The organism is Arachidicoccus terrestris (assembly GCF_020042345.1).
Taxonomy (GTDB): Bacteria; Bacteroidota; Bacteroidia; order Chitinophagales; family Chitinophagaceae; genus Arachidicoccus; species Arachidicoccus terrestris.
The window spans coordinates 4,781,951-4,804,792 of record NZ_CP083387.1 but is presented as its reverse complement, the minus strand read 5'-3'; the positions used below and the strand labels follow the sequence as shown (position 1 = coordinate 4,804,792).

14 protein-coding genes and 1 pseudogene are annotated in these 22,842 nt (G+C 43.7%); 13 read left to right on the top strand and 2 right to left on the bottom strand.

Annotated features, from left to right (window positions below; all coding sequences use genetic code 11):
• Positions 1 to 29 precede the first annotated feature (29 nt).
• The 5 genes from K9M52_RS18630 (at position 30) to K9M52_RS18610 (ending at position 7,293) form a co-directional block, all read left to right on the top strand.
• Entirely contained in the window at positions 30 to 1,592 is a 1,563-nt protein-coding gene (locus K9M52_RS18630) for a RagB/SusD family nutrient uptake outer membrane protein (RefSeq protein ID WP_224069950.1), read from the top strand.
• Positions 1,593 to 1,656: 64 nt separating this feature from the next.
• Positions 1,657 to 2,550: a hypothetical protein gene (locus tag K9M52_RS18625; protein WP_224069949.1), complete on the top strand. Its 894-nt coding sequence runs from the start codon at positions 1,657 to 1,659 to the stop codon at positions 2,548 to 2,550.
• Between the two features lie 296 nt (positions 2,551 to 2,846).
• On the top strand, positions 2,847 to 4,964 hold the full coding sequence (locus tag K9M52_RS18620; RefSeq protein ID WP_224069948.1) for a carboxy terminal-processing peptidase: 2,118 nt from the start codon (positions 2,847 to 2,849) through the stop codon (positions 4,962 to 4,964).
• A 27-nt stretch (positions 4,965 to 4,991) separates the two neighbouring features.
• A complete protein-coding gene (locus K9M52_RS18615) occupies positions 4,992 to 6,194 on the top strand; it encodes a TlpA family protein disulfide reductase (protein ID WP_224069947.1) in 1,203 nt (400 codons plus the stop codon).
• A gap of 109 nt (positions 6,195 to 6,303) precedes the next feature.
• Positions 6,304 to 7,293 carry a TlpA disulfide reductase family protein gene (locus tag K9M52_RS18610; RefSeq protein WP_224069946.1) on the top strand — a complete coding sequence of 330 codons (990 nt, stop codon included), beginning with the start codon at positions 6,304 to 6,306 and terminating at the stop codon, positions 7,291 to 7,293.
• A 206-nt stretch (positions 7,294 to 7,499) separates the two neighbouring features.
• Here K9M52_RS18610 and K9M52_RS18605 read toward each other — a convergent pair whose 3' ends face one another.
• Positions 7,500 to 10,226 carry a hypothetical protein gene (locus K9M52_RS18605; RefSeq protein WP_224069945.1) on the bottom strand — a complete coding sequence of 909 codons (2,727 nt, stop codon included), beginning with the start codon at positions 10,224 to 10,226 and terminating at the stop codon, positions 7,500 to 7,502.
• 198 nt (positions 10,227 to 10,424) lie between these two features.
• On the opposite strand from K9M52_RS18605, the gene K9M52_RS18600 reads away from it, so the two are divergent.
• The 3 genes from K9M52_RS18600 to K9M52_RS18590 are packed head-to-tail and all read left to right on the top strand — an operon-like array spanning position 10,425 to position 12,782.
• The gene (locus tag K9M52_RS18600; RefSeq protein WP_224069944.1) at positions 10,425 to 10,964 is read left to right on the top strand and encodes a hypothetical protein; all 540 of its coding nucleotides are present in this window, start codon (positions 10,425 to 10,427) and stop codon (positions 10,962 to 10,964) included.
• A 10-nt stretch (positions 10,965 to 10,974) separates the two neighbouring features.
• Entirely contained in the window at positions 10,975 to 11,787 is an 813-nt protein-coding gene (locus K9M52_RS18595) for a fimbrial biogenesis chaperone (RefSeq protein ID WP_224069943.1), read from the top strand.
• Positions 11,788 to 11,825: 38 nt separating this feature from the next.
• Positions 11,826 to 12,782, top strand: coding sequence for a hypothetical protein (locus K9M52_RS18590; RefSeq protein WP_224069942.1), 957 nt, complete (start codon positions 11,826 to 11,828; stop codon positions 12,780 to 12,782).
• Between the two features lie 69 nt (positions 12,783 to 12,851).
• On the opposite strand, the gene K9M52_RS18585 is transcribed toward K9M52_RS18590, so the two are convergent.
• Positions 12,852 to 13,709, bottom strand: coding sequence for a mechanosensitive ion channel family protein (locus K9M52_RS18585; RefSeq protein ID WP_224069941.1), 858 nt, complete (start codon positions 13,707 to 13,709; stop codon positions 12,852 to 12,854).
• A gap of 681 nt (positions 13,710 to 14,390) precedes the next feature.
• On the opposite strand from K9M52_RS18585, the gene K9M52_RS18580 reads away from it, so the two are divergent.
• The 5 genes and pseudogenes from K9M52_RS18580 to K9M52_RS18560 all read left to right on the top strand — a co-directional run bounded on the left by K9M52_RS18580 (position 14,391) and on the right by K9M52_RS18560 (position 22,825).
• The gene (locus K9M52_RS18580) at positions 14,391 to 16,268 is read left to right on the top strand and encodes a potassium transporter Kup (RefSeq protein ID WP_224069940.1); all 1,878 of its coding nucleotides are present in this window, start codon (positions 14,391 to 14,393) and stop codon (positions 16,266 to 16,268) included.
• A gap of 87 nt (positions 16,269 to 16,355) precedes the next feature.
• A complete protein-coding gene (locus K9M52_RS18575; protein ID WP_224069939.1) occupies positions 16,356 to 16,760 on the top strand; it encodes an HYC_CC_PP family protein in 405 nt (134 codons plus the stop codon).
• Positions 16,761 to 16,882: 122 nt separating this feature from the next.
• Positions 16,883 to 20,098, top strand: a pseudogene (locus tag K9M52_RS18570) (efflux RND transporter permease subunit).
• A gap of 69 nt (positions 20,099 to 20,167) precedes the next feature.
• Positions 20,168 to 21,484, top strand: coding sequence for a TolC family protein (locus K9M52_RS18565; protein WP_224069938.1), 1,317 nt, complete (start codon positions 20,168 to 20,170; stop codon positions 21,482 to 21,484).
• Between the two features lie 36 nt (positions 21,485 to 21,520).
• Positions 21,521 to 22,825 (top strand): efflux RND transporter periplasmic adaptor subunit, encoded by a 1,305-nt coding sequence (locus K9M52_RS18560; RefSeq protein WP_224069937.1) that lies wholly within the window; start codon positions 21,521 to 21,523, stop codon positions 22,823 to 22,825.
• The last annotated feature ends 17 nt before the right edge of the window (positions 22,826 to 22,842 follow it).

The following is a 22,842-nucleotide window of genomic DNA, read 5'->3' as shown; positions in this document are numbered from 1 at the left end:
TTATACCTAGAAATTGTAATCGTTTGATTATGGCAAATCGTACAATAAAACAATATAAATGGGCAGCCGCCGCCGGCAACTGCCGCATGCGGATGTTGATGACCGTCTTATTGCTTGCCTCGCTGAGCTCCTGTAAGAAGTTCCTTCAGGAGCGGAGCCAGAGTGATTTTACCCCCAAAAGCACCACGTCATTTAGCGAACTGCTGATGGGTACGGCCTACCCTTTGAGTACAGGAAGGCTGCACCAGGCCATCTGCCTGATGGATGATGATGTGCAGGAGTATCCTCCTGTGACGCAAGGAGATGTAGGAGACGGGTATGAACAGGGCCTGCCTGCATACGCCTGGCAGCCGGATTTCTTTGAGAGGATGGAAGCCAGTGGCTTTGATCCTTCAGGCATAACAATTGACGGCTATAAGAATTACTATAAACTGATTACAGGAACAAATATCGCCCTGCAATACGGACCGGAATCTGAAGGGACACGGGCTGACAAGGATTACCTGTTGGGACAGGCATATACGCTACGGGCTTTTTACTATTTTCAGCTTGTCAATCTTTATGGTCGTCCCTATAATGATTCAACGACAACACCCGAAAAAAGTCCGGGCGTCCCATTGATCCTGACGGCTAATGTCTCCGACAGCATGCCGCGCAGGCACTCGGTTCAGCAGGTATATCGTCAGGTACATAGTGACCTTCAGCAGGCCTTTCAAATGCTGGATGCAGAGAAAAGGACCGGTGATATTTTCCGGGTGGACCATATCGCAGCACACCTGCTCGCCTCCCGGGTAGCCCTCTATATGTGTGATTGGGATTCTGTGATCCGTCATGCGGACTATGTGATCCAGTATCATCCGCAGCTGATGAATTTAAACGATTGGTTTCCGAGAAAAACGGACCCATCAGGTAATCCGGCCTTTCTACCCATCATCGGCGTGGGCAACCGCGAGACGATCTGGACCTATAGCAGCAGTAATGAAACCTATCCGTTGAAGATTGCCTACGCATACGGGATGTCGAAAGATCTTGTCAGCCAGTTTGAGCCCACTGATCTGAGGGCCCAGATTTATTTTACAACAGCACCGCCTATTTTTGAACAGTGGATTTCCATATTGTCGCAACCGGCGAAATGGGAAATCATTGGTACCATTATCACGACCACCGGTTGCGCCTTCCGTAGCTCTGAGGCCTATCTCAACAGAGCCGAGGCTTACGCTCAAAAGTATCTGTTGACAGGTGACGCTTCTTTTGGTCAAAAGGCAATGGAAGATCTGAATACCTTGCGCAAAAACAGATTTTCAGCTGCTGATTTTCAGCCTTTGCAGGCGATACCGGCAGACAGTTTATTACAATTTTGCCGGCAGGAGCGTAGGCGTGAATTTTTCTTTGAGGGACACAGATGGTTTGATCTGAGGCGTTACGGAATGCCTTCTATTACGCATACCTATGGTATGACTAAAACAAGTCAGAGAACCTTTACGCTCCAGGCGCATGATCCTCAATATACCCTACAGATACCGCCGACGGCTATTTTGATGAATCAAAACCTGATACAGAATCCGGCGGCACCCGTCAGGGAAAGTCATTAGGGTCAATATTTAAGGCAATTTGTTAAACGCACTGATCATTTTAATGTATTATAAAAGCGCAATTATGGCATCCTTTATAAGAAATACAGCTTTGATGCTGGCACTGGTAATAATTATCCATGGCTGCAGAAAGGAATCTCCACTCAGACCTTCAGCTGAGGGGACAGATTACTTCTATAACCTTCCACAGGGGAACCACCCGTTTGATGCGGCCATTGTTGATTTTTACAATGAGTATAAAAGTTTTATCCTTTATAAATATGATAGTGTAGACTATAATTATGATATTATCGGCAAAGTGGAAAATGGCCTGACGCTAAGGCTTGCAGACACGACTGCCATCAGTCTGGCGCTGGGCTTTATGCATACCAATCTGCTAGAGCCATACCCGGCAGCTTTCTTGCAAATGACCATGCCCTTTAAAATCTTGCTGGCCTCAAGTATTACCATTCAAGCTGTCAGCGGCCCAGATAACAATATGCAGCCGGGCACTTATCATTACAGTTCGTTTGCCGGTAAAAACTATCTGGCTTTTGGCCTCGTAAATGATTCTCTTAAGCACCTGACAGGTGTGCAGCTGGACTCCGCCCGGGGATGGCTCAATATGGCTTACTGGCAGCAAGCCATCGGCAGCGGCATAGTAAGCATACCGCCAGGGTTCAGCCAGCTGACCGATTATAACAAAATGGGCGCTTTCGGAAACGATAACCCAAACAAAAATCAATACGGCGTTTTTTTTACGACAGAAAGCCATGGCAGATATGACTGGGTAACAGACCTGCTGGCATATATCTGCGTGATCACTTCCACCGACTCGGCCACCATGCATCATAGCTGGCTGTCTGCCAGCTATGATGTAAACGGATTATACAACGAAAAATATAATCTGGTTACTGATTTTTATAAAAAGACATATGGCATTGACCTGCAAGCTATCGGTGACCTGAAAAACAAATAAAAGGAAATATAATACGCCACCGATTGTCATTTTTTGGATGTGGCATATAGTGCATCAGTTACATATGGCTCTGGGAATTTGATTTTCCGGAGCCGTGCCGTTTCTGGCAGAATGGATAAATGCTGAAAGAAAGAAAAAAAAAGCGCTGCTTTCACCCTTTCTGATTATTTGTTTGCCTTATGTGAGACGGAATGATTATCGCAGTCCAGACAAGGTGAATGCTGAGGTTTTCACTTATTGATCATTACTGATTGAACAATAGTTGCCCGTCTGAAATATCCATGAAATAAAGTTACATGAAAAAGTATCTAAGCTTCTTCTTTATTATTCTTTTTACCGGCAGTATAGGTATCCTGGCTGCCCAAAAAACGGACCTGACACCGGGCACCCGCTATCATGATGCGGTTGTCAGTGCCACCTTCCAGAAGATCAGAAAATACCATTATCATCCGAGGCTGATGGACAGTGTGTATAGCCAGCTGGTACTGGAGACCTTTCTTAAGCTAGTGGATCCGGACAAAAATATTTTTCTCGCCGGCGATATAGACCGGTTTGCTGTATTTACTGATCAGATTGGCACCGCCTTAAACCAAGGAAAATCCTGGATGTTTGATACGATCTATAACTGCTATAACAAACGTCTGACAGAGGTTTCCGCCCTGTCCAGGCGGCTGTTAAAGAACAAATTTGACTTCAGTATAAATGATTCCATCCGGCTCTCCGGCAACCAGCTGTCTTATCCCAAAAATAGGGCAGCAAGGGAATTACTGTGGAGAAAAAAACTGAAATACGCCATACTAAAGCGTTATTTTGACTTGGATACCCTTATTGGTAATACGTCGCTGCCGGTGGTTCTGAAAGATACGGCCATGGAGCAACAGTCCTATAAATATATTCGGGAGCGGTATAGGGATTATTTCAGAAATTCGCTGGCCGGGCCTGCCAGGGAGCATCGTTTTGCGGATTTTATGTCCGCGGCCGTGGGAGAGATTGACCCACACACCACATATATTGCGCCAACGGACAGGCTCATGAAAGAGGCGATCACCAAACAGTATTATGGTATAGGGATTGAACTTGGCCTGAAGGACGCTTCGTTTTTTGTGAAACGCATGATGCGGGGAGGCGCTGCTTTCCAAAGCGGGAAAGTAAAAGAAAATGACCAGATCCTGGCCATTTTAAATGCCGAAGGTAAAATGCAACAGGTGACGGGTATGATGATTACCCAGGTGGCCAACCTGATCAGGGGAGAAGCGGGCAGTTCAGTGACATTGGAACTGGAACAGCCAGGTCAGCGGTCCAGAATGGTGACTATTGCCAGAAAAGAGGTGCTGGATAAAGAAAACAGGGCTAAAAGCGCTATCATCCTAAAAGGGGATAAAAAACTGGGCTACATCTATCTGCCTATGTTCTATACAGATCCGAGAGGCCAGAATTTACTGGGGGCATCCAACGATATTGCCAGAGAAGTGGTAAAACTTAAAGAAAATGAAGTCGATGGTATCATCATGGATCTTCGAGATGATGGCGGCGGTTCGCTTGATGAAGTCGTTAAAATGTGTTCAATTTTCCTTCCAGGAGGTACTGTGACCTGGCTCAGGTCTCATGAAGGCGTCAAGGAATACGGGTTTCCTCCCAGCGGAAATCTTTTTTATGGTGGTCCACTGACGGTGTTGGTGAATGAAAATACGGCTTCTGCCTCAGAGATATTTGCAGCGGCCATGCAGGATTATCACCGGGCCATCATCATCGGCTCGTCCTCTACTTTTGGTAAAGGGTCCGCGCAGTCCACACGTAATATGGGGAAATTAGGCGATGCCTCAAAAGGAATTGCTGATACTTCCTATGGCTCTCTGAGGCTCACAGAACAAAAATTCTACCGCGTGACGGGCATCTCCACGCAGCTGGCTGGTGTAAGGCCTGATATCGTGCTGCAGGAAAAGATGTATGAAAATTCCCTGAGGGAAAAAAATTATGTTTCAGCCCTGCGGCCGGATACCATCCATGTGGCACCTTTTAAACGGTTGAAATGGACATTCGACTATGCAAGGGTCGTGTCTGATGCACAAAAGCGGTTGGCGGAAGACCGCGTGTTCGCCATAATGGGCCGCGAAATGAAGCAAGTTCAATCTCTGGGTGGGGTCGCTGTTCCCCTGCAGATTGCTCCCTTTTACAAAGATTATACCCGAAGGGAACAGTTATCAAAGAAGCTGCAGGAACAAAGAATGCTTCCGGCAAAAGACCGTCTCGATGTTATTGCTGCCAGGTTGAGAAGCGTGCGGCCCTCACTGCTGAATGAGGACCCTCATGAAAAAAAGGAATATGAAGACTGGCTGGAGAAATTAAGTAAAGATGTCTACTTGAACGAAACTGTAAATGTATTGACAGATATGATCCATTATAAAATAAAATAAATTTTTAACGTACCCAATATTTAAATTATGACAAGAAAACTTTTGCTTTTCATGGGATGCCTGGCCGGTTTGCAGGCAATCGGGCAACAGGGAGATGGCCGTCTAAGCGGATCTGGCGCAGCCAACCAGACTTTTATCACGTGTACATTGAGACAAGCACCCAATGATTCGGTGGTGACTTTGCTGGAGCCTTATACTGGCGAGTGGGATACCACTCACGTTAAGAATCACCAGTTTACTTTCGCCATACCCATGGCCAAGGGCGGCAGTATCTATGCGCTACAGATCGGCACGAATAAGGATCAGGATTATAACGTAAAGCAAGGATTGACAACCATTGCCTACCTGGACAGTGGTAAACTGCACATCGAAGGAAAGGATTTCCGGGACGCCCGTTTTACAGGTTCCTCCTGGGCGAAAGACTGGCAGGAAGTGTTTGCCATGATTTCTCCCTTTAAAGGAGATGTCGTCGAATACGAAGCTTTGAGGGTGAAGTATAATGAGGCGGTTGCTGTGGGCGATGAGGAGGCGATGGATAAATATGGTAAACAAGGTGACGTGATCGATGCCCGGATGAAAACCGGATATAGAAAATGGGTGGAACACCATCCTGACTCAAGGGTATGTGGATACCTGATCACCTGTTATCTCAACGCTACGCAGAAAATGATGGATTCATTATATGACCAGCTCAGCGAGCATGCACGTCAGTCGCGTATTGTAAGGCGCTGGAAACAACCCGGTGTGATCGATCCCTCACCCATGACGATCGGTTTTGACTCTACGTCTGGCGGTAATATTGCGGGGCGTCCTAAAATCGGAACAAAAGCCCCTGTAATTGAAGCATTGGATGTGAATGATAGAAAGATCTCACTGGCTGATTTCAAAGGAAAATATGTATTGATTGATTTTTGGGCTAGCTGGTGCGCACCTTGCAGAGACATGATCCCGTCTCTGATCAGCTCTTATAATAAAGTGAAAGGGAAGAACTTTGAAATTCTGGGTGTTTCTCTGGATACTAAAAAAGAAGGCTGGGTCAAAGCCATTAAAAAAGAAGGACTGCCATGGATAAACGTGTCGAATCTCAAAGGATGGGGCGACCCTGCATCAACAGTTTACGGCATTTCTGCGATTCCGGCCAATGTTTTAATTGACACCGAGGGTAATATTATTGCCATGAATCTTTTTGGTGAGGCGCTGGATAAAAAACTCGCTGAAATACTGAATTGAAATATGGACATATTCTAAAATGAAGCCTGAGTATGGAATGCAAGGGCTATGTAGCAACGGCTGACATGGCCCTTATCCTTAAAATGACTGTTTGACACATTTCTTTATTATGTTGATAAAAAAAATACTTTTGTTATGGCTGATGATGCCTGTGCTCGCACTGGCTGAACCGGGCTTTAGGATAAAGGGAAGTATCACTGGTGTATTAAACGGTACAGTGGCGATAACCCAGGTGTATGGCGTCACGCCAGAGCAGGCGGCATCCATTATAGGATTGCCAAAGGCATCCATCAAAGACGGCGCCTTTGAATTTACCGGCCAGCTGGCCTTCCCCGTGCTGGTAGACCTGAAGATCAGTACCCGAAAAATTCGTGTATTTTTAGAAAACACTTGCTACACAATTACCGGTAATTTTCAAAAATTGTCAGGAGCTTCACTTAAAGGAGGGGTCGCCAACCATGCATGGCAATCTTATTTAACCGGGGGCAGGCCAATGGATAATTATATCAGAGAAAATGCCAATACGATTGTTGCCGCTTATCTGACCTGGATCAGATCTACAGATACCCGGACCAAGGCCATTGAAGATTTTAAGATTTTAGGAACATATGCGAAAAATAGCTGGTACGGCCAACAGCTTAAACGCCGGATCGGGGCTTATCGGGCAACCGGAGTAGGAACGGTGTTTCCGGAGCTTATCACTTATAACCTGGATGGATCGCCCTTCTCCCTTTCTGATTTGCCGGCGAAATTGGCCGTTATTGATTTCTGGGCCAGCTGGTGTGCGCCATGCAGGAAGTTTATTCCTAAGCTTCAATCTATATATGAGAAATATAACGGTAAAGGTGTCAGTTTCGTGAGTGTCTCTGTTGATGATGATTTAAATCGCTGGAAATCGGCTGTTAACAATGAGAGGATGCCATGGACACAGGTAATTGCCAAAGACGGGTTTGAGGATGGAAAAGGCATAAAGCATATGTTGCACATTTTCAATATCCCTTATTTAATCATTGTTGATAAGGAGGGGAAGATTGTGGCTTCTCTTGACGCCTATCAGAAAGTCGGGCTCGATGCTATTTTGAAAAGCAAGTTGGAATAATGTTGTAAACGGTAATTATACGTGAAATGAGTGATGATTTTTCAATAGCTGCATTACAGTCAATTATCAATTGCCACACATTTCCAACAAAGTCTCACTCTCTGCCGAAGCGCAATAAAAGATTGACCGCGTCTCCAAACTCAGCCAAAACTAGTGGGCATTATGGGGCGAGTTGCCATCTGACCGTTTTATTAAGCTATTATAGCCTATTGTATTGAAGAAGATATGAATTTTTTGATTTTGATTTGTCGTTCTTCCACCCAAATATTAAAAGTTAACCTTTTGTTCTGTCCGTTGGAAAGATGAACAGATCTTACAGGTTCTTTACAAATGTATTTTTCGGGTAAAGTAGTCACATCAACCTGTATGTCATAATCGTTTAACGGAAGGTACAGTATAAACGACCCATCCAAATCGGTTACCGTCTCAAACCGTTTTCCCGCTTTGTCAATGGCAATAATATGAATGCCGGCAACCGATTTATCCGTGTTAAAGCTGTATTTCCCCAGGTTAAGTTTAATATTGCCACTTATTATGCCAATTTGGTGCATCGGGATGTCTACATCCTTATTACTGTGTACCCTTATAGATGTATCCCCAGCTGTCATCCCATTAAACTGCAGTACGGATACTTCATATTTTCCAGGGGGGATACCTTTGTATTTAATAGTTCCATTTTTGTCGGTTCGAAAAACTTCATTACCGACTTTGATCAGCTGATTAACAACCGGCTTTTCTTCTTCACCGCGTATATAATTACCATCTTTGTCTTCAAAAAAATTCATGGTCAATTTATAGTACTTTCCCTTGCCTTTTGTCGTAAAGTTTTTGGTAATTCCTATGTCGAACGCATTGAGATGTCTATCGAACGTAAAATACTGGAGTCTGTTAAAATTCAGAACAAGATTAAAATTGTGCCTCATATGCCAAGTCATATTTACATTAAAATTATCAGACCAATGCCCATAACTTCGCTGATATTCAATTGAATTATATGCGTTTATCGATACTTTATCTTGGAATAAATTGCCGTTAAAGGCAGGAGAGATTGCAAACAGACCATATTTCTTCTGAGTATAATTATAGTAGAATAGCTCGCTTGAATAATATGGACTGTTTTGATAGATCGTATTAATAGAAAAGGGGCCTAGACTATATCTCGCATCCAACTTAAAGGAAAAATAATGATCATATACATTAAGATTAGCTGCTGATCGACCGCCATCTATTTTAAGGTACAGATTTTCATGATTGGAAATATTGTAATTCATTCCAACATCTAAATGCGCGCCACGAATGGAATAACTGTATTGTTCTTTGATGTATCCGTTTTCCGACCTTTCATAACTGTAATAGGGGCGAAGAATCAAAGAAAGGTTGTCTTTAAGATTAACGTTCATACCCATCTCGGCAACTTTGTTTTCGTAAGACGGGTTGAAATAGCCAAAGTAATTATAGATACGGTCGGTGTGATTATTAATTTCACTAAATTGAGCCCAAAAATTCAATCTATTGTCCGTTGTTAACGCAATTCTCTCCAGAAGGTTTACAGCACCCTTCCTATAACCTGCATAAGATGGGCTACTGAAATAATTGGAAGACTGTAGCTGCCATTTTCCAATCGCACCGGAATAAGATACCAATGCGGCCTGTCCCCAATTACTGGAAGGCTCGGCGACAGGTTTTAATCCTTTTACATGATAACTGACATAGGCTCCTAGTTTCAAATAATGACGGTCGGAAATGCCAAATTTGATAGTGCCACCGCTTAAAGTATTGTTTCCTTTGTAAGCAGGGTCCCATTGTTGAATAAAAAGACCTTTAATTTGGGTATTATTTTGTAATTTCCTGGAATAATCTCCATAGACTGTATGACCGCTGTTAAAATAATTGTCATTAAAAGAGCCTAATAGGTTATAATTGTTATTAAGATAACCAACCCTAATGGATGAAGAAGGGGAGGGTTTGAGCTGAACGGATCCTCCCCGCCCATTTAAAAGCATTTCATCATCCCTGTAAATATTTCCCGCCCGTATATTCCATTTGTCAGTAGTATAATTTATATGTGAATTCATAAGCATAAAAGATGAACGGTAGTTAGAAGGATAATATAGCGCATTCAGCTCATACTGGACGTCATCGTTGCCAGTTTTAAATTTACCATTGCCAATTAATTCATAATATTGCATATCAGTTCCCAGATATCTGGTAAAAAAGCCTACTGTGTTATTATAACCAGATTTATCCGGAAGATCTTGTCGATAATTCCTGCTACTACCTGAGTTAAATATATTTACCTGAATCGTAGAAAACACATTGCCATCTATATAGTTTCCAGTAACCAAAAAATGCCCGACGGCGTGTTGCATATAAAACGTCGGCAAACCAGTCCTTACCGATAGGACTGTATCGGTAAATGCAGAAAGCTCCAGATCTTTTTTTATTAAGTGCAGGTTGTTTGGTTGGCCATGCATTTCGATGGAAAATTTCTGGTCTGAATTACCCGAATTACGCACCTGAATCTGGATGTTTACGGAGTCTTCGCCAGGTTTTAAATAGATGTCAGGCTGTGAAACGGTTAAATAGACCTTTTTCTCGGCTGGAAGTTTCACCCAACAATTACTTGTTAAAACTTCTCCACTGTCTGATATAGATTTCAGTGTGACTAGGTGTGGTTTAGTCGCGCTTGTCTTTCGTCCAGCGAACAAGATTAATGGGATAAACAGACTGTCGTGAGCGGCAAGGATGTATTGCTCGGGAATAGAATTGATTAATTTCAGATCGCCTGTATTGATTTGGATATTATAATTCTTGCTTTTGTGTGATAAATTGGTCAATCTGGCTCTTAACTGTATGGTACTGCCTGGTTTTATTACGGCAGTATCAGTTAGAAAGTCGATGTTGTCCTGCGCCCTGACAAATAGTGTCGACAACAACCCAGTTATAATAAATATACTGCGCCAACATGTGGAATATATTTTGACGGGCAGGTGCTTCATGGTCGAGACTGTTTAAGGAATGAGACATCTGGCGAAATCCTTTTGTACAGTATACTACAAATATAAAAAAAATTGGCTTATTGCCGGATTTTGTGTAACTTAGCCATAGTGTTAACCTATAAACATATTCCCATGAAAAACGCAATGCAAAGAGCTATCCTACCAGCTTTGATTTTTACCTGTTTTTCGTTTTTTAGCACGCAGGCGCAGTCTACAGCAAATGTTACATTGAATGTTGTACTGCAAAATGCGGCGTCCATAGTAATTAACGGGGCCAATAATGTAGCAACGTTAACCTATGCCGCGCCGGCCGATTACACGAATGGGGTCTCCTTAGATCAAGCTGCAGCCCTGACAACGATCAGTAATCAACCTTACAGTGTAACAGTGTATGCTTCCGGTGAATTGACGAATGGAACCAATACTATACCGGTCGGCGATGTGACCGTTACCCCTAGTCTGGCGAGTGCCAATACGGATATTACTCTGACGGGCGTTGCAATTCCGGTCGGAACCGCTTCTGCAGCAAACATTATAGTTTCGACTGCTGGGACTGCATCTCAGGATTTTAATCTCAACTATTCGACCGAAGCGGCTCCGACGGCGGATTTTATTAATAAGCCAACAGGGACTTATACAACAACCCTGACCTATACCCTTACCAATCCATAGGGTCGTTTATATGATAAAACAATACATTTTAATCGTCTTGCTGTTAGCTGTTGGTTTTAAAGCGGTAAGCCAAATCGGGTTGTCAGCTTCCCCGATGAAATTAGAGTTTAGCGCTTCCAGAGGCGGAATGCAAAGCCTGGATGTTATTGTTTCAAATTCAGGAGAGGAGCAGGTACAGGTAGGTGTCAGTCTTTCAGATTGGAAACGTGACAGTATGGGAGTGATTCATTATTATCCAGTCGGATCATTAAAAAGTTCCTGTTCGCAATGGCTGAAAATATTACCAAATGCCAATTTTGTACTCCAACCTTTGGAAAAGAAAAAAGTCTCCGTAATGTTAAAAGCTGCAGACAGTGCTGTTACTAAAAGTCTGAACGCAATGCTTTTTTTTACTCAACTCAATCCAATGAAAGCTGCGCGGCAAAAAAATGGGCTGAATATTTTGTTGAATGTCAAATTAGGTGTACAGATATTTTATACACCACCAGGCGTCAGCAAGAAAGAAGTAGAAATAGCGGGTTTCAATGATACGCTCCTGGTTCATAAGGATTCAACAAAAGAAAGTGCATTACTGTTAACGCTGGTTAATAACGGCGTCGTCGAAACAGACGGAAAGGTTAACTTTGAATTGAACAACTTACAAACCGGTGAAAAAATAACTTTGCCTGAAGATAAATTCTATACATTGCCCGGAGCTGTTTTTAAAGTGGTTCAGGTACTTCCCGCAGGGCTAAAGAAAGGTAATTACAGCGCAACTGCGTTAATAGATTATGGCGAAGACTATGAATTAAAAATAGCTGAATTAGAATTTAAACAAGATTAACATTTATCTGACTATTGATTCCTGGTAAAGATTTGAAAATGAAATGCGATGTATTATTTCTCTATATGACTTTTTTGCTTACAATAGTCGCTGGGCCAGGTCTTGGACAGGTTACCGTTAACCCTACTTCAGTGAGCTTTAATATTAATTCCAAAGCACTATATACTAACGGAACTTCCGCTACCTATTCAAACCAGATTACTCGAACCTTGGCGCTCGCATTACTGGCCAATATCCGCTTAGTGATCAGCGCTAATTCAAATGCATTGACCAATGGATCAAACACTATCCCTCTTAATAATGTGACAGTACAGGTTGCTTCTGTTAAAATAGGAAATTCACCAGTCTCTGGCACTTTTCCTGTTATTCATCTGACAAACGGGAACCAGGAACTCATGACAAATACCACTGCCTTGCTGTCATTAGGAGCTAAGTTAACAATTAGTCTAAAATATTCCGTCCAAGGGGGCGTAAATCTATTAAAACCGGGCGGTTCCTATACAACCGGGCTGAATTGTGCGCTATATATTGGATCATCGAGTTTTCCTTTTACCATTGCTCCTTTGTCGGTTAATCTTGTTGATATATCGACTATCACACTTCAAAATGGTGCCAATACTGCATCGCTTAATTTTACAACTGCTGCCAATTACAAAAATGGCGTGCAGCTTATACAAGGATCTGCCTTAAATATCTTCTCAAATCGTTCTTATAATGTGGCTGTTCAGTCGGCCACTAACCTCAAGTCCGGTTTAAATTTTATCGATATCAGTAGCATTGGACTTACCCCTACTTCCAATCCACTTAGTACAGGAGTGGATGCTCTGACTCAAACGCTTTCTTTGACCGCGCAAAATATTATTACATCTTCCATTCCGACTCTGTCTCAAAACTTCGACCTCAGATATTTTACCCAACCACGTAATGCTAGCTTCATTAATAAGCCGGTAGGTACCTATAGCACCACGTTGACTTATACACTGACGGCACCTTGAATAAAATTTCTATGTCTTTTAGGGATGCCTGAGGATATGTGAAATACCGTTACCGCTGCCTATTGGACTTTACTGATTGATAATATGAATATCACGCTGTGGAAAGGGGATTTCAATTCCTGCATTGTCCAGAGCTGCTTTACAGTCAATAATCAATTGTTCGCGCATGTCCCAAAAAATCGCGTTGTCTGCCGATACACGTACCGAAAGATTGACGGCGCTGTCTCCGAGCGCAGTTACGACTATTTGTGGTGCAGGTTCTTTGGAAGCATGTCGGTTTTCTGCAACAACATCCATTAAAATTTGTTTGGCCTTTTTAAGATTGGCAGTATATGACACCCCAATGTCAAACCAGGTACGTCTGCTTCCCATCTGTGTATAGTTAATAATGCTGGCATTGGAAAGGGCGCCATTGGGTACTATAACCAGCTGATTCTGAGGGGTGAGTAGTTTAGTGGCAAAGATATCGATATCCTTCACGGTCCCAGACTGACCATTGGCAGATTCAATATAATCCCCGACTTTGAACGGCTTTAGGGTCAGGATGATGACGCTGCCCGCAAAGTTAGCCAGAGAGCCTTGTAAGGCAAGGCCTACAGCAAGACCTGCTGCGCCTATCATAGCAACAAAGACGGATGTATGGACGCCGAGCTGGGTAATGATCAGAATAAACAGTAAAATATTTAAGGTCCATCTAATCATATTCGATAGGAACTTCTTAAGGGAGATATTCATTTTCCGCCTTTCAAAAACTTTGTTCGCATACTTCATTACAACCCTGATCAGCCAGGATCCGACTAAATAGATGAGTAGAGTTGAGATTAATGCCATGGCGATCCTGGGCCCCCATACGGCGGCAGCGTCTAAGAATTTTGTCCAATAGCTATCGATGTTATGAACGTTAGGTGTAATCGCTAAATAATGCATAGGTATATATTTTGAGAAGGATGAGAAGATCATTGACGTTTTCAAAGATAAGGCCTGAGGAGAAGACGGCAAAACTGGGACATCGGGAATTGGTAAGTTTTCCATAAGTATGTCTAGACGCCAATACGTTAAAGGAAAGTGTCAATATATGTTTAATATCGTGACAGATACAATCTTGTTACGCTGATAATGCATTTAAAATGTTTTTATTGATAACGCATAAGTTTACTTGCATTGTCGAATTGGGCGGCTGTTTAATAACAGAAAAGTAATGTTAGTAAAAAGTGCTATTTAAATATCGTTATGTATAGCATCTGCTTTCGTGTGATTAAAATACACTGGAAAACTAAACGATAAGAAATATCGTGCGTTTAAGCAGATAGTCGTATATATGAACGATTCATAGAAATCATTTCCTTGTTCAAACTATAGCATTACTGTATGAACGTTTTAGCGAATTTTGTATCTTCGCTGTTCAAAATTAGGTGAATCTTGTTTTGGTAAATGTTTTAGGTTTTTAATGCTAAAGCACAACAGTAGATCGATGGACCTCTTAAAAACGCTTCAATATTATATCCAGCTACCGATAAAGCGGCGACATTATAGGCTGTCCAACAAAGAAGATATAATATACCCTACCGAAAATTATTAAGAAAAACTCCACCCAAGCTTTATTGTCGTATGATAAATAATGATAGTAATACAATAAGAAAAAGACTGCTTAAAATAAGTTTAGCATCTCTTGGAATCGTATTTGGAGATATTGGCACCAGTCCTTTATATGCTTTACGCGAATGTTTTTACGGTGAGCACGGGATGTATGTTAGCAATGAGAATATTTATGGTGTTTTATCTTTGATATTCTGGTCGCTTATCGTTATAATCAGTATTAAGTATTTGATTCTGATATTAAGAGCCGACAATGAAGGAGAGGGAGGGATTGTGGCTTTAATGGAGTTGGTATTGCCCGCCAAAAAAAAGCGTACCTACCTTTTTTTACTGGTGATCGGTCTTTTCGGAGCGGCACTTCTGTATGGCGACGGCATGATCACCCCGGCCATTTCTGTTTTAAGTGCCATGGAAGGCCTGGAAGTGGCTACACCTCTTTTTAAACCGTATATTATTCCTGCCACTATACTTATATTGTTCATTCTCTTTTGTTTTCAAAAAAGAGGCACAGCGGGTGTCGGTATGATCTTTGGCCCGATAATTTTACTCTGGTTCTTAACACTGGCTATTTTAGGCCTGAATTCAATTTTTAAGCATCCAACCATTCTTCATGCCCTAAATCCAGTATATGCCATTGATTTATTTAGAATAAATGGCCTTGCAGGACTAAAGGTGTTAAGTGCCGTCTTTCTGGTAGTGACGGGTGGAGAGGCGCTATATGCCGACATGGGTCATTTTGGGAAAAAGCCCATCCGGATCAGCTGGTTTTTTGTCGTACTTCCGTGTTTAGTGCTCAATTATTTTGGTCAAGGAGCTTTATTGGTTGAACATCATCAATTCGCAGTAAATCCTTTTTATCATCTTGCCCCCAAGTGGATGCTATACCCGCTCGTTGTTTTAGCCACAATGGCAACAGTGATCGCTTCTCAGGCAGTGATCTCAGGTGCGTTCAGCCTAACCTATCAGGCCATACAACTGGGCTTCTTACCCAGATTTCAGGTGGTGCATACCTCCGCCTCTGAAAAAGGCCAGATATATATACCACAGCTGAACTGGATGCTGTTTATAGCTATTGTTGCCCTCGTAGTCTTTTTCAGAACCTCGGGCAATCTGGCTGCCGCATACGGTGTTGCCGTTTCTACGACCATGGTGATCACGACTATAATGGCATATGTAGCCATGACTAAACTGTGGAAGTGGAAACGACCTCTAGCAATCGTTATTACTGTTTTTTTCTTGTCGATTGATTCACTGTTTTTCTTTTCTAACATTATTAAGATCCCTTTCGGTGGCTGGCTTCCTTTGATTGTAGCAGGCGCCATATTCTATATTATGCTTACCTGGTATAAAGGTCGCAGGATGATGAATATTCAGCTCAAGAAGGTGACAGACGCTATTCCAAAGTTTATTCAGTATTATAAGCGCAAAGCCGAGCATATCGTAAGCGGTACGGCTATTTATATGTCGAGTAATCCGAAAAACATTCCCCCGACACTGGTTTTTAATCTGCAACATAATAAAATACTGCATGCGCATATCGTTCTTTTGACTGTTGAGCATCTTACTATTCCTTATGCAGGTGCAATCAATAATTACGAGGTGCAACGAATAGATGACGCTATGATACAGGTCAAAATCCGTTTTGGTTATATGGATGCACCGGATGTACCCAGGGTGCTTAAACGAATCAATTATCCGGGATTTGTTTTAGATGAACATGCGACTTATTTTCTTGGAAAAGAATCCGTTGTCATAACAAAGACTACAGGAATGCACCCATTAAGGGAAATGTTGTATGAGTTTTTAATAAGAAATTCGGTCAGAGCCACCAGGTACTTTAATCTGCCTAACGACCGGGTCTTTGAAATCGGATCGCAGATCCGGCTTTAATGTGATTTATGATACCTATAAGGATTTCTGGTGACAAATAATACGACCATTATCAAAATAAATGAATACCTTTATCCTCTACTTTACATGAAAAAGGTATTCGCAGTTATATTATCTTTTGTTTATTTCGTGGCCATAGGCGGCGTGGGGATGAACTTACATTATTGCTGCGGTGTATTGGACCATGCGGAATTCAGCTATGCAGGTACATCGACTGCAGGAAATAATAGCTGCGGCATGGAGTCGTCCTTCATGGGAAAAAACTGTTGCAAGAATGTTCATAAACAGTTAAAAATAGAGCGGGCGCAACAAAACGCGTCAAATATAGCCGTTCCGGCCGCCTATTCCTTCATCGCTATATTGCCGGATTTTCCAGAACCCACTCCATTGAGCTTTGATGTAGGGGAGGCCAAGAGTAGCTTTTTGGCTCACGGACCACCCTTACCAAACAATATTCCCGTTTACTTAAAGAACTGTAGTTTTCTAATTTGATTTTCAAGCTTTCCTGATACCAGGCAGACTTTTGTTTGTCTGGCTTTGGCATTTGTATTTGCCACTTTCTTCTTTTCATTTTTACATCAGGATTATTGCTGTTATGGCAGTAATGAAAAAGCATGATCATCATGATCAATAAAATTATTTCGTGGTCTATCCACAACCGCTTCATTGTGATCGTTATTACACTGGGGCTCATAGGACTCGGGATATATAGTCTGAATCAAACACCTGTTGACGCCATTCCCGATTTGTCTGCCAATGAAGTGATTGTCTTTACCCAGTGGATGGGCAGGGATCCACAGCTGATAGAAGATCAGGTCACCTTCCCGTTGGTAAGCAATTTACAAGGTATACCCCATGTAAAAGATATTCGGGCCACCTCTATGTTCGGGATGAGTTTTGTCTTTGTCGTTTTCCAGGATAATACGGATATCTATTGGGCACGGACCCGGGTACTCGAACGACTGAACTATGCCCAGAAGTTCCTTCCTCAGGGGGTTACACCGGCTTTAGGCCCCGATGCGTCCGGCGTGGGACAAGTGTATTGGTATACGCTACACGCTCCCGGATATGATCTGGGAGCGTTGCGAGCCCTGCAGGACTGGTATATCAAGTTTGCGCTGCAAAATGTCCCCGGCGTAAGCGAAGTGGCGTCTTTTGGCGGCTTCCAGAAGCAATATCAGATTACCCTGGATCCCAATAAACTGGACTACTATCATATTACGCTAAAGGACGTGATTAACGCCGTTCGCAAAAACAATAATGACGTAGGAGGCAGAGTCCTGGATATCAATAACGCGAATTATATTGTCCGGGCGACGGGCTATCTGAACAGCGGCAGGGAAATAGCTGATATTGCAGTTTCCACTCAGGGGGCTACTGCGATCCGGATAAGGGATGTCGGGAATGTACAAATAGGCGGTGACCAGCGGTTGGGAATTACCGATCAAAACGGAATGGGGGAGGTTGTAGGGGGCGTCATACTGGCGCGGTATGGTGCAAATGCCGACAGGGTTATACAAGACGTAAAGAAAAAAATGAAGCAGGTAGCAAAAGGCCTTCCTCCCGGCGTCAGCTTCCAAACTGCCTATGATCGCAGTACATTGATTGAATCGGCCGTTAAAAGCATCCAACATACGATCATCGAAGAGATCGTGCTGGTCTGTGTGATCCTTGTGGTGTTTCTTTTTCATTTCAGGAGTGCGCTGGTGGTCATGCTGAGTATTCCTGTGGCTATTCTGATCAGTTTCATCATTTTTCACTGGCTGGGCTTTTCTTCCAATATTATGTCACTCAGTGGCATTGCTATTGCCATCGGCGTCATTGTAGACAACGGTATCGTTATGGTGGAAAATGCCTACCGGCATCTGACTGAATAGAAAGAAATTGGGTGAAGCAAAGCAACTAAGAAGCCTTATACACTTAAAGCATTAAAAATGAGCAATTCAAAAATATATACGAAAGCGGAACGGATCGCCATTATCGAAAAATCAGCTCATCAGGTAGGTAAACCTGTGGTCAGTGCGATCCTGATTATTGTCGTGTCCTTTTTACCGGTCTTTTTACTGACCGGTCAGGAAGGGAAACTGTTTCATCCCCTGGCCTGGACCAAGACACTGGTTATGGTGTCTTCCGTATTACTGGCCATTACACTGGTGCCTGTACTGATGGTTTTACTGATGAAAGGGAAAATGCGTCCCGAAAGCCAAAACCCCGTCTCCGGCTTTTTTACCCGGCTTTACGCACCTGTATTGCGCTGGTGCCTGGCGTGGAAGAAAACCGTACTGGCAGTGAATCTCTTACTACTGGTTTCTTCTTTTTTGCTGTTCACCCGTTTAGGCAGTGAATTTATGCCACCCCTGGATGAGGGAACCATTCTTTTCATGCCGGTAGCCCTTCCTGACGCGTCTAATGCCGAGATGAAACGGCTGCTGCAGATACAGGACAAGATCATCGCGGCGGTGCCGGAAGTAAAAAACGTTTTGGGTAAGGCGGGGCGGATCAGGTCTGCCACCGATAACGCGCCGGTGCCCATGATAGAAACTATTGTATTGCTGAAGCCAAAAAATGAGTGGCGCCCGGGTATGACGAAAGAAAATATCATCAGTGAACTGAATGAGAAGCTAAAGATACCCGGCGTCACCAACGGCTGGACGCAGCCCATTATCAACCGGATTAACATGTTGTCTACTGGTATCCGCACCGATGTCGGCGTGAAGATCTTTGGAGATAACCTGGACACGCTGCAGCAACTGGCCCGGACAATTGCCGGTAGTCTAAAAGATATTCAGGGAGTAACGGATCTTTATCCTGAACAGATCACTGGCGGTAAATACCTGAACATCCACGTCAAAAAGGACGCCATCGGCCGCTACGGACTTACCACCGATGATGTTAACAGAATCGTGGAAACGGCGCTCGGGGGGATGAATGTAAGCACTATGTATGAAGGAAGGGAACGTTTTGCCATCAATGTCAGGCTGGCTGAGGACTGGCGCAATAGTCTGGATGATATCCGGCGGGCACTGGTCCAGACAAAAAACGGCCCCGTTCCTTTATCAGATGTGGCAGATATCTTTATTAAGGACGGTCCGCCGATGATCAGCAGTGAAAATGCCCTGCTGCGCAGTACGGTCCTTTTTGATGTCCGCGGACGCGATCTGGGCAGTACAGTTAAGGCAGCGATGGACCGGTTAAGTAAGACACTCACCTTACCTAAAGGCTATTTTATCGAGTGGAGTGGGCAGTGGGAAAATCAGCTTCATGCCCAAAAAACACTGCAGCTCATCATTCCTATTGCCATTTTGGCCATTTTTTTTATCCTGTATTTTACTTTCAAAGACTTACGCAATGCGTTGAATACACTGCTCAGCGTGCCTTTTGCCCTGGTGGGCGGACTCATAATGGTCTATTTGTGGGGAGAAAATCTTTCTGTGGCCGTAGCAGTTGGATTCATTGCCTTATTTGGCATTGCGGTAGAAACAGGCGTCGTGATGATGGTGTATCTGGAGGAAGCTATGCGGCGGATGGTTAAAGAAAACGGGGCAGCCGTTGATGTAAAGACTTTACGTCACTATGTTATGGAAGGTGCGGTAAAGCGTCTTCGCCCTAAACTGATGACAGTCTGTGTGGCTTTATTTGGGCTGGTGCCTGTCCTCTGGTCCCAGGGCACGGGCATAGAACTCATGCGCCCCATTGCACTTCCTATGATTGGAGGCGTGATCACTTCTGCCCTCAGTATTTTACTGGTGATGCCGGTCATCTTCGAAATATTCAAAGAGCGGGAACTAAAAAAATATGGAAAAATTAAATTGACAGAGGTCAGACATTAGAGCCCGCCATCCCCAAAGGCAGTGGGGTGGGTGTCCCTTTTATTTTTAGAATGAACCAATTGGAAAATCATGAAATATAGACTCAATAAATCGCTACTTTTTATAGCGCTGTTGATCATCGCGAAATGCAGTGAGGCGCAACCGGATTCACTTTTCCCAAAAGTGCAGCCGGCAATCTTCAGTTTATCTGACATACTCGACAGTATCGACGCGCGCAATCCGGGACTACAGCAATTTGATTATAAAGCCCAGGCCAGTTATGCCAGGGGCGAAGCGGCCAGGTCTTGGGCGCCTCCTTCAGCGGGGATAGGCCTGAGTGAATTTCCCTATTCTGCTGCCAGTACAATGGATGGTAATGGCAGTACGAGCCGCAAAATGCTGATGCTGCGGCTGCAACAGATGTTTCCCAATTTTAGTCGGCAACGTAAAGAACAGGCCGTCCACCGGTCCTATGCGCAGCAGTATCAAGATGATAGGGAAACCATGAAAAACAGGCTTTTTGCGAAGGCAAAGTTGGCCTATTATGATACATATACAGCCGCGAAGAAAATCAAGGTGATCGGGGAACAGCAAAAGCAGCTAAAGCTCTTGATTCAAATCGCTGAGGGGCGTCTGGCCTACGGTAAAGCAAGGCTTGCCAATATTTATAAAGCAAGGGCCAAGCTTAGCGACCTTACGTCCATGAAGATCAAATTGCAAAGCATGCATGATCAGGCTGTTGCTGTCCTGAACAGCCTCATGAATTTACCTATAGACGCTTCTTTGCAACTGGACACCGCAACCGCTGTCATGGAGCAGCACGCTGACATACTACAGGTGGACTCATCCTATATTCAAAAACACCGCAGTGATATACAACATATAGGGGATGAGATCCATAGCATGCGGTTAAAACAAGAGGTCGTCTCTGCTGAAAGAAAACCGACGTTTGGTCTCAGTTTCGACAATATGCGCATGCCGGTTCGGATGGAAGGAAAAAACAGCAGCATGTATATGTATAATGTGATGGCGATGGTATCTATTCCCATTGCGCCCTGGTTTTCTAAGGGGTATAAAGCTGAGGCCCGTTCTATTGATGATCAGATACATGCCATGCAGAAGATGCAGGACGGTCAAGTTCATGAAGTGATTGGTAATATCCGTAAAGACTGGCTCCGCCTGCAGTCCGCAAGAAAGGATCTTAATATCTTTCAGTCGCAGGTGATACCGGCCTATGGCAAAGTGTTTCAGTCCAATTTGAATGCGTTTAGTGAAAATACGGGTGATATTTATGAAACCCTGTCCGCCTGGGATGAGCTGACCATGAAAAAGCTGACGTATTATGATAAACTGGAGACGCTGTTGAACATTCAGGTCATGCTGGAAACAGAGATGCAGGCATATTGATGAACCATTGCCTCTTTGGCAGTTAAATGAATAAAAATGAAATTGACAAAATTATCCTGGTATTATTTGATTCCTTTATGGGGGCTTGTTTGGATATTATCCGGTTGTGGGACAGACCATTCCCGGTTAAAGGCCAAGTCAGACGCTTATTATACCTGCTCTATGCATCCGCAGGTACACAAAGAAAAACCCGGCAAGTGCCCCATTTGCGGTATGAAGCTCATCAAGGTCACGTCTTCCGGTCAGAACGCTGCCTCTTTAGATTCTTCATTGCGTTATCTGACCGAGCCTGTTACCCAGACAGTAATTGGTGCGTTCAAAGTTGTTGAGGCGGTAAAGGCAAGTGCCGCCGACACGATCACTGCACAAGGATATATCGACTTTGACAAGCGTGATCTGAATACAATAAGTTCTAGAGTTACCGGCCGCATTGAAAAGCTCTATGTAAAATATTCGAATCAGTCTATCAAAAAGGGGCAACCGCTGATGGATATCTATAGTCCCGAACTACTCAGTATACAAAGAAATCTTTTACAGGTTCTGAAAGATAGGGATTCGGCGCTTATCAGTGGCATTAAGGATCAACTGCTTAATCTGGGGATGCGTGTCGCTGAAGTACAAAAGGTTATACAGAGCGGCCAGCCCTTAACAGAAGTGACTATTTATAGTCCGTTCAGTGGTATTTTAACAAAAACAAATGCGGCTAGTGGGCAGATGGCTATGTCTGAGGGACAAGCCGATATGGATATGGCGGTCGGTAGGGGCGATCGTGTAACGACTGCACAAAGTGATGCCCAGCCTGAGCCGCTCGGTGTTGGGGAAGGCATGTATGTTGATAGAGGTCAAACCATATTTTCTATTCAGAATATCCACCGGGCGTGGGCGCTGCTGGACGTCTTTACGCCGGATGTCTGGCGCCTGCATAGAGGAGATGCCGTCCGCCTGTATGCGGAGGCTAGTCCCGGTCATGCGTTAACCGGACAAGTGGATTTTGTACCGCCAGCCCGACTCCAGCAGGAGAAAACGGCCAGCATCCGCGTCTATTTGGATCATCTGCCTCCCGCCTGGAAAATAGGTACCCTGATTCAGGGAAAGATTGCTGTCGCCGGCGCTGGTGCACCAGATCAAGTGTTTGTGCCCCTTTCGGCCATCAACCGCCTGGGGCAAAGGACGGTGGTCTGGGTGCAGGATAAACAGCACCAGGATGTCTTTCATGTCAGAAATGTAAAGACCGGTATACAAACAAGTCAAGGTATTCAGATTCTTAAGGGCATTGCAGCTGGCGATAAAATTGCAGCGAATGCGGCCTATATGGTAGACAGTGATAGTTTTATCGAATAAATAATTTCTTAAAATAA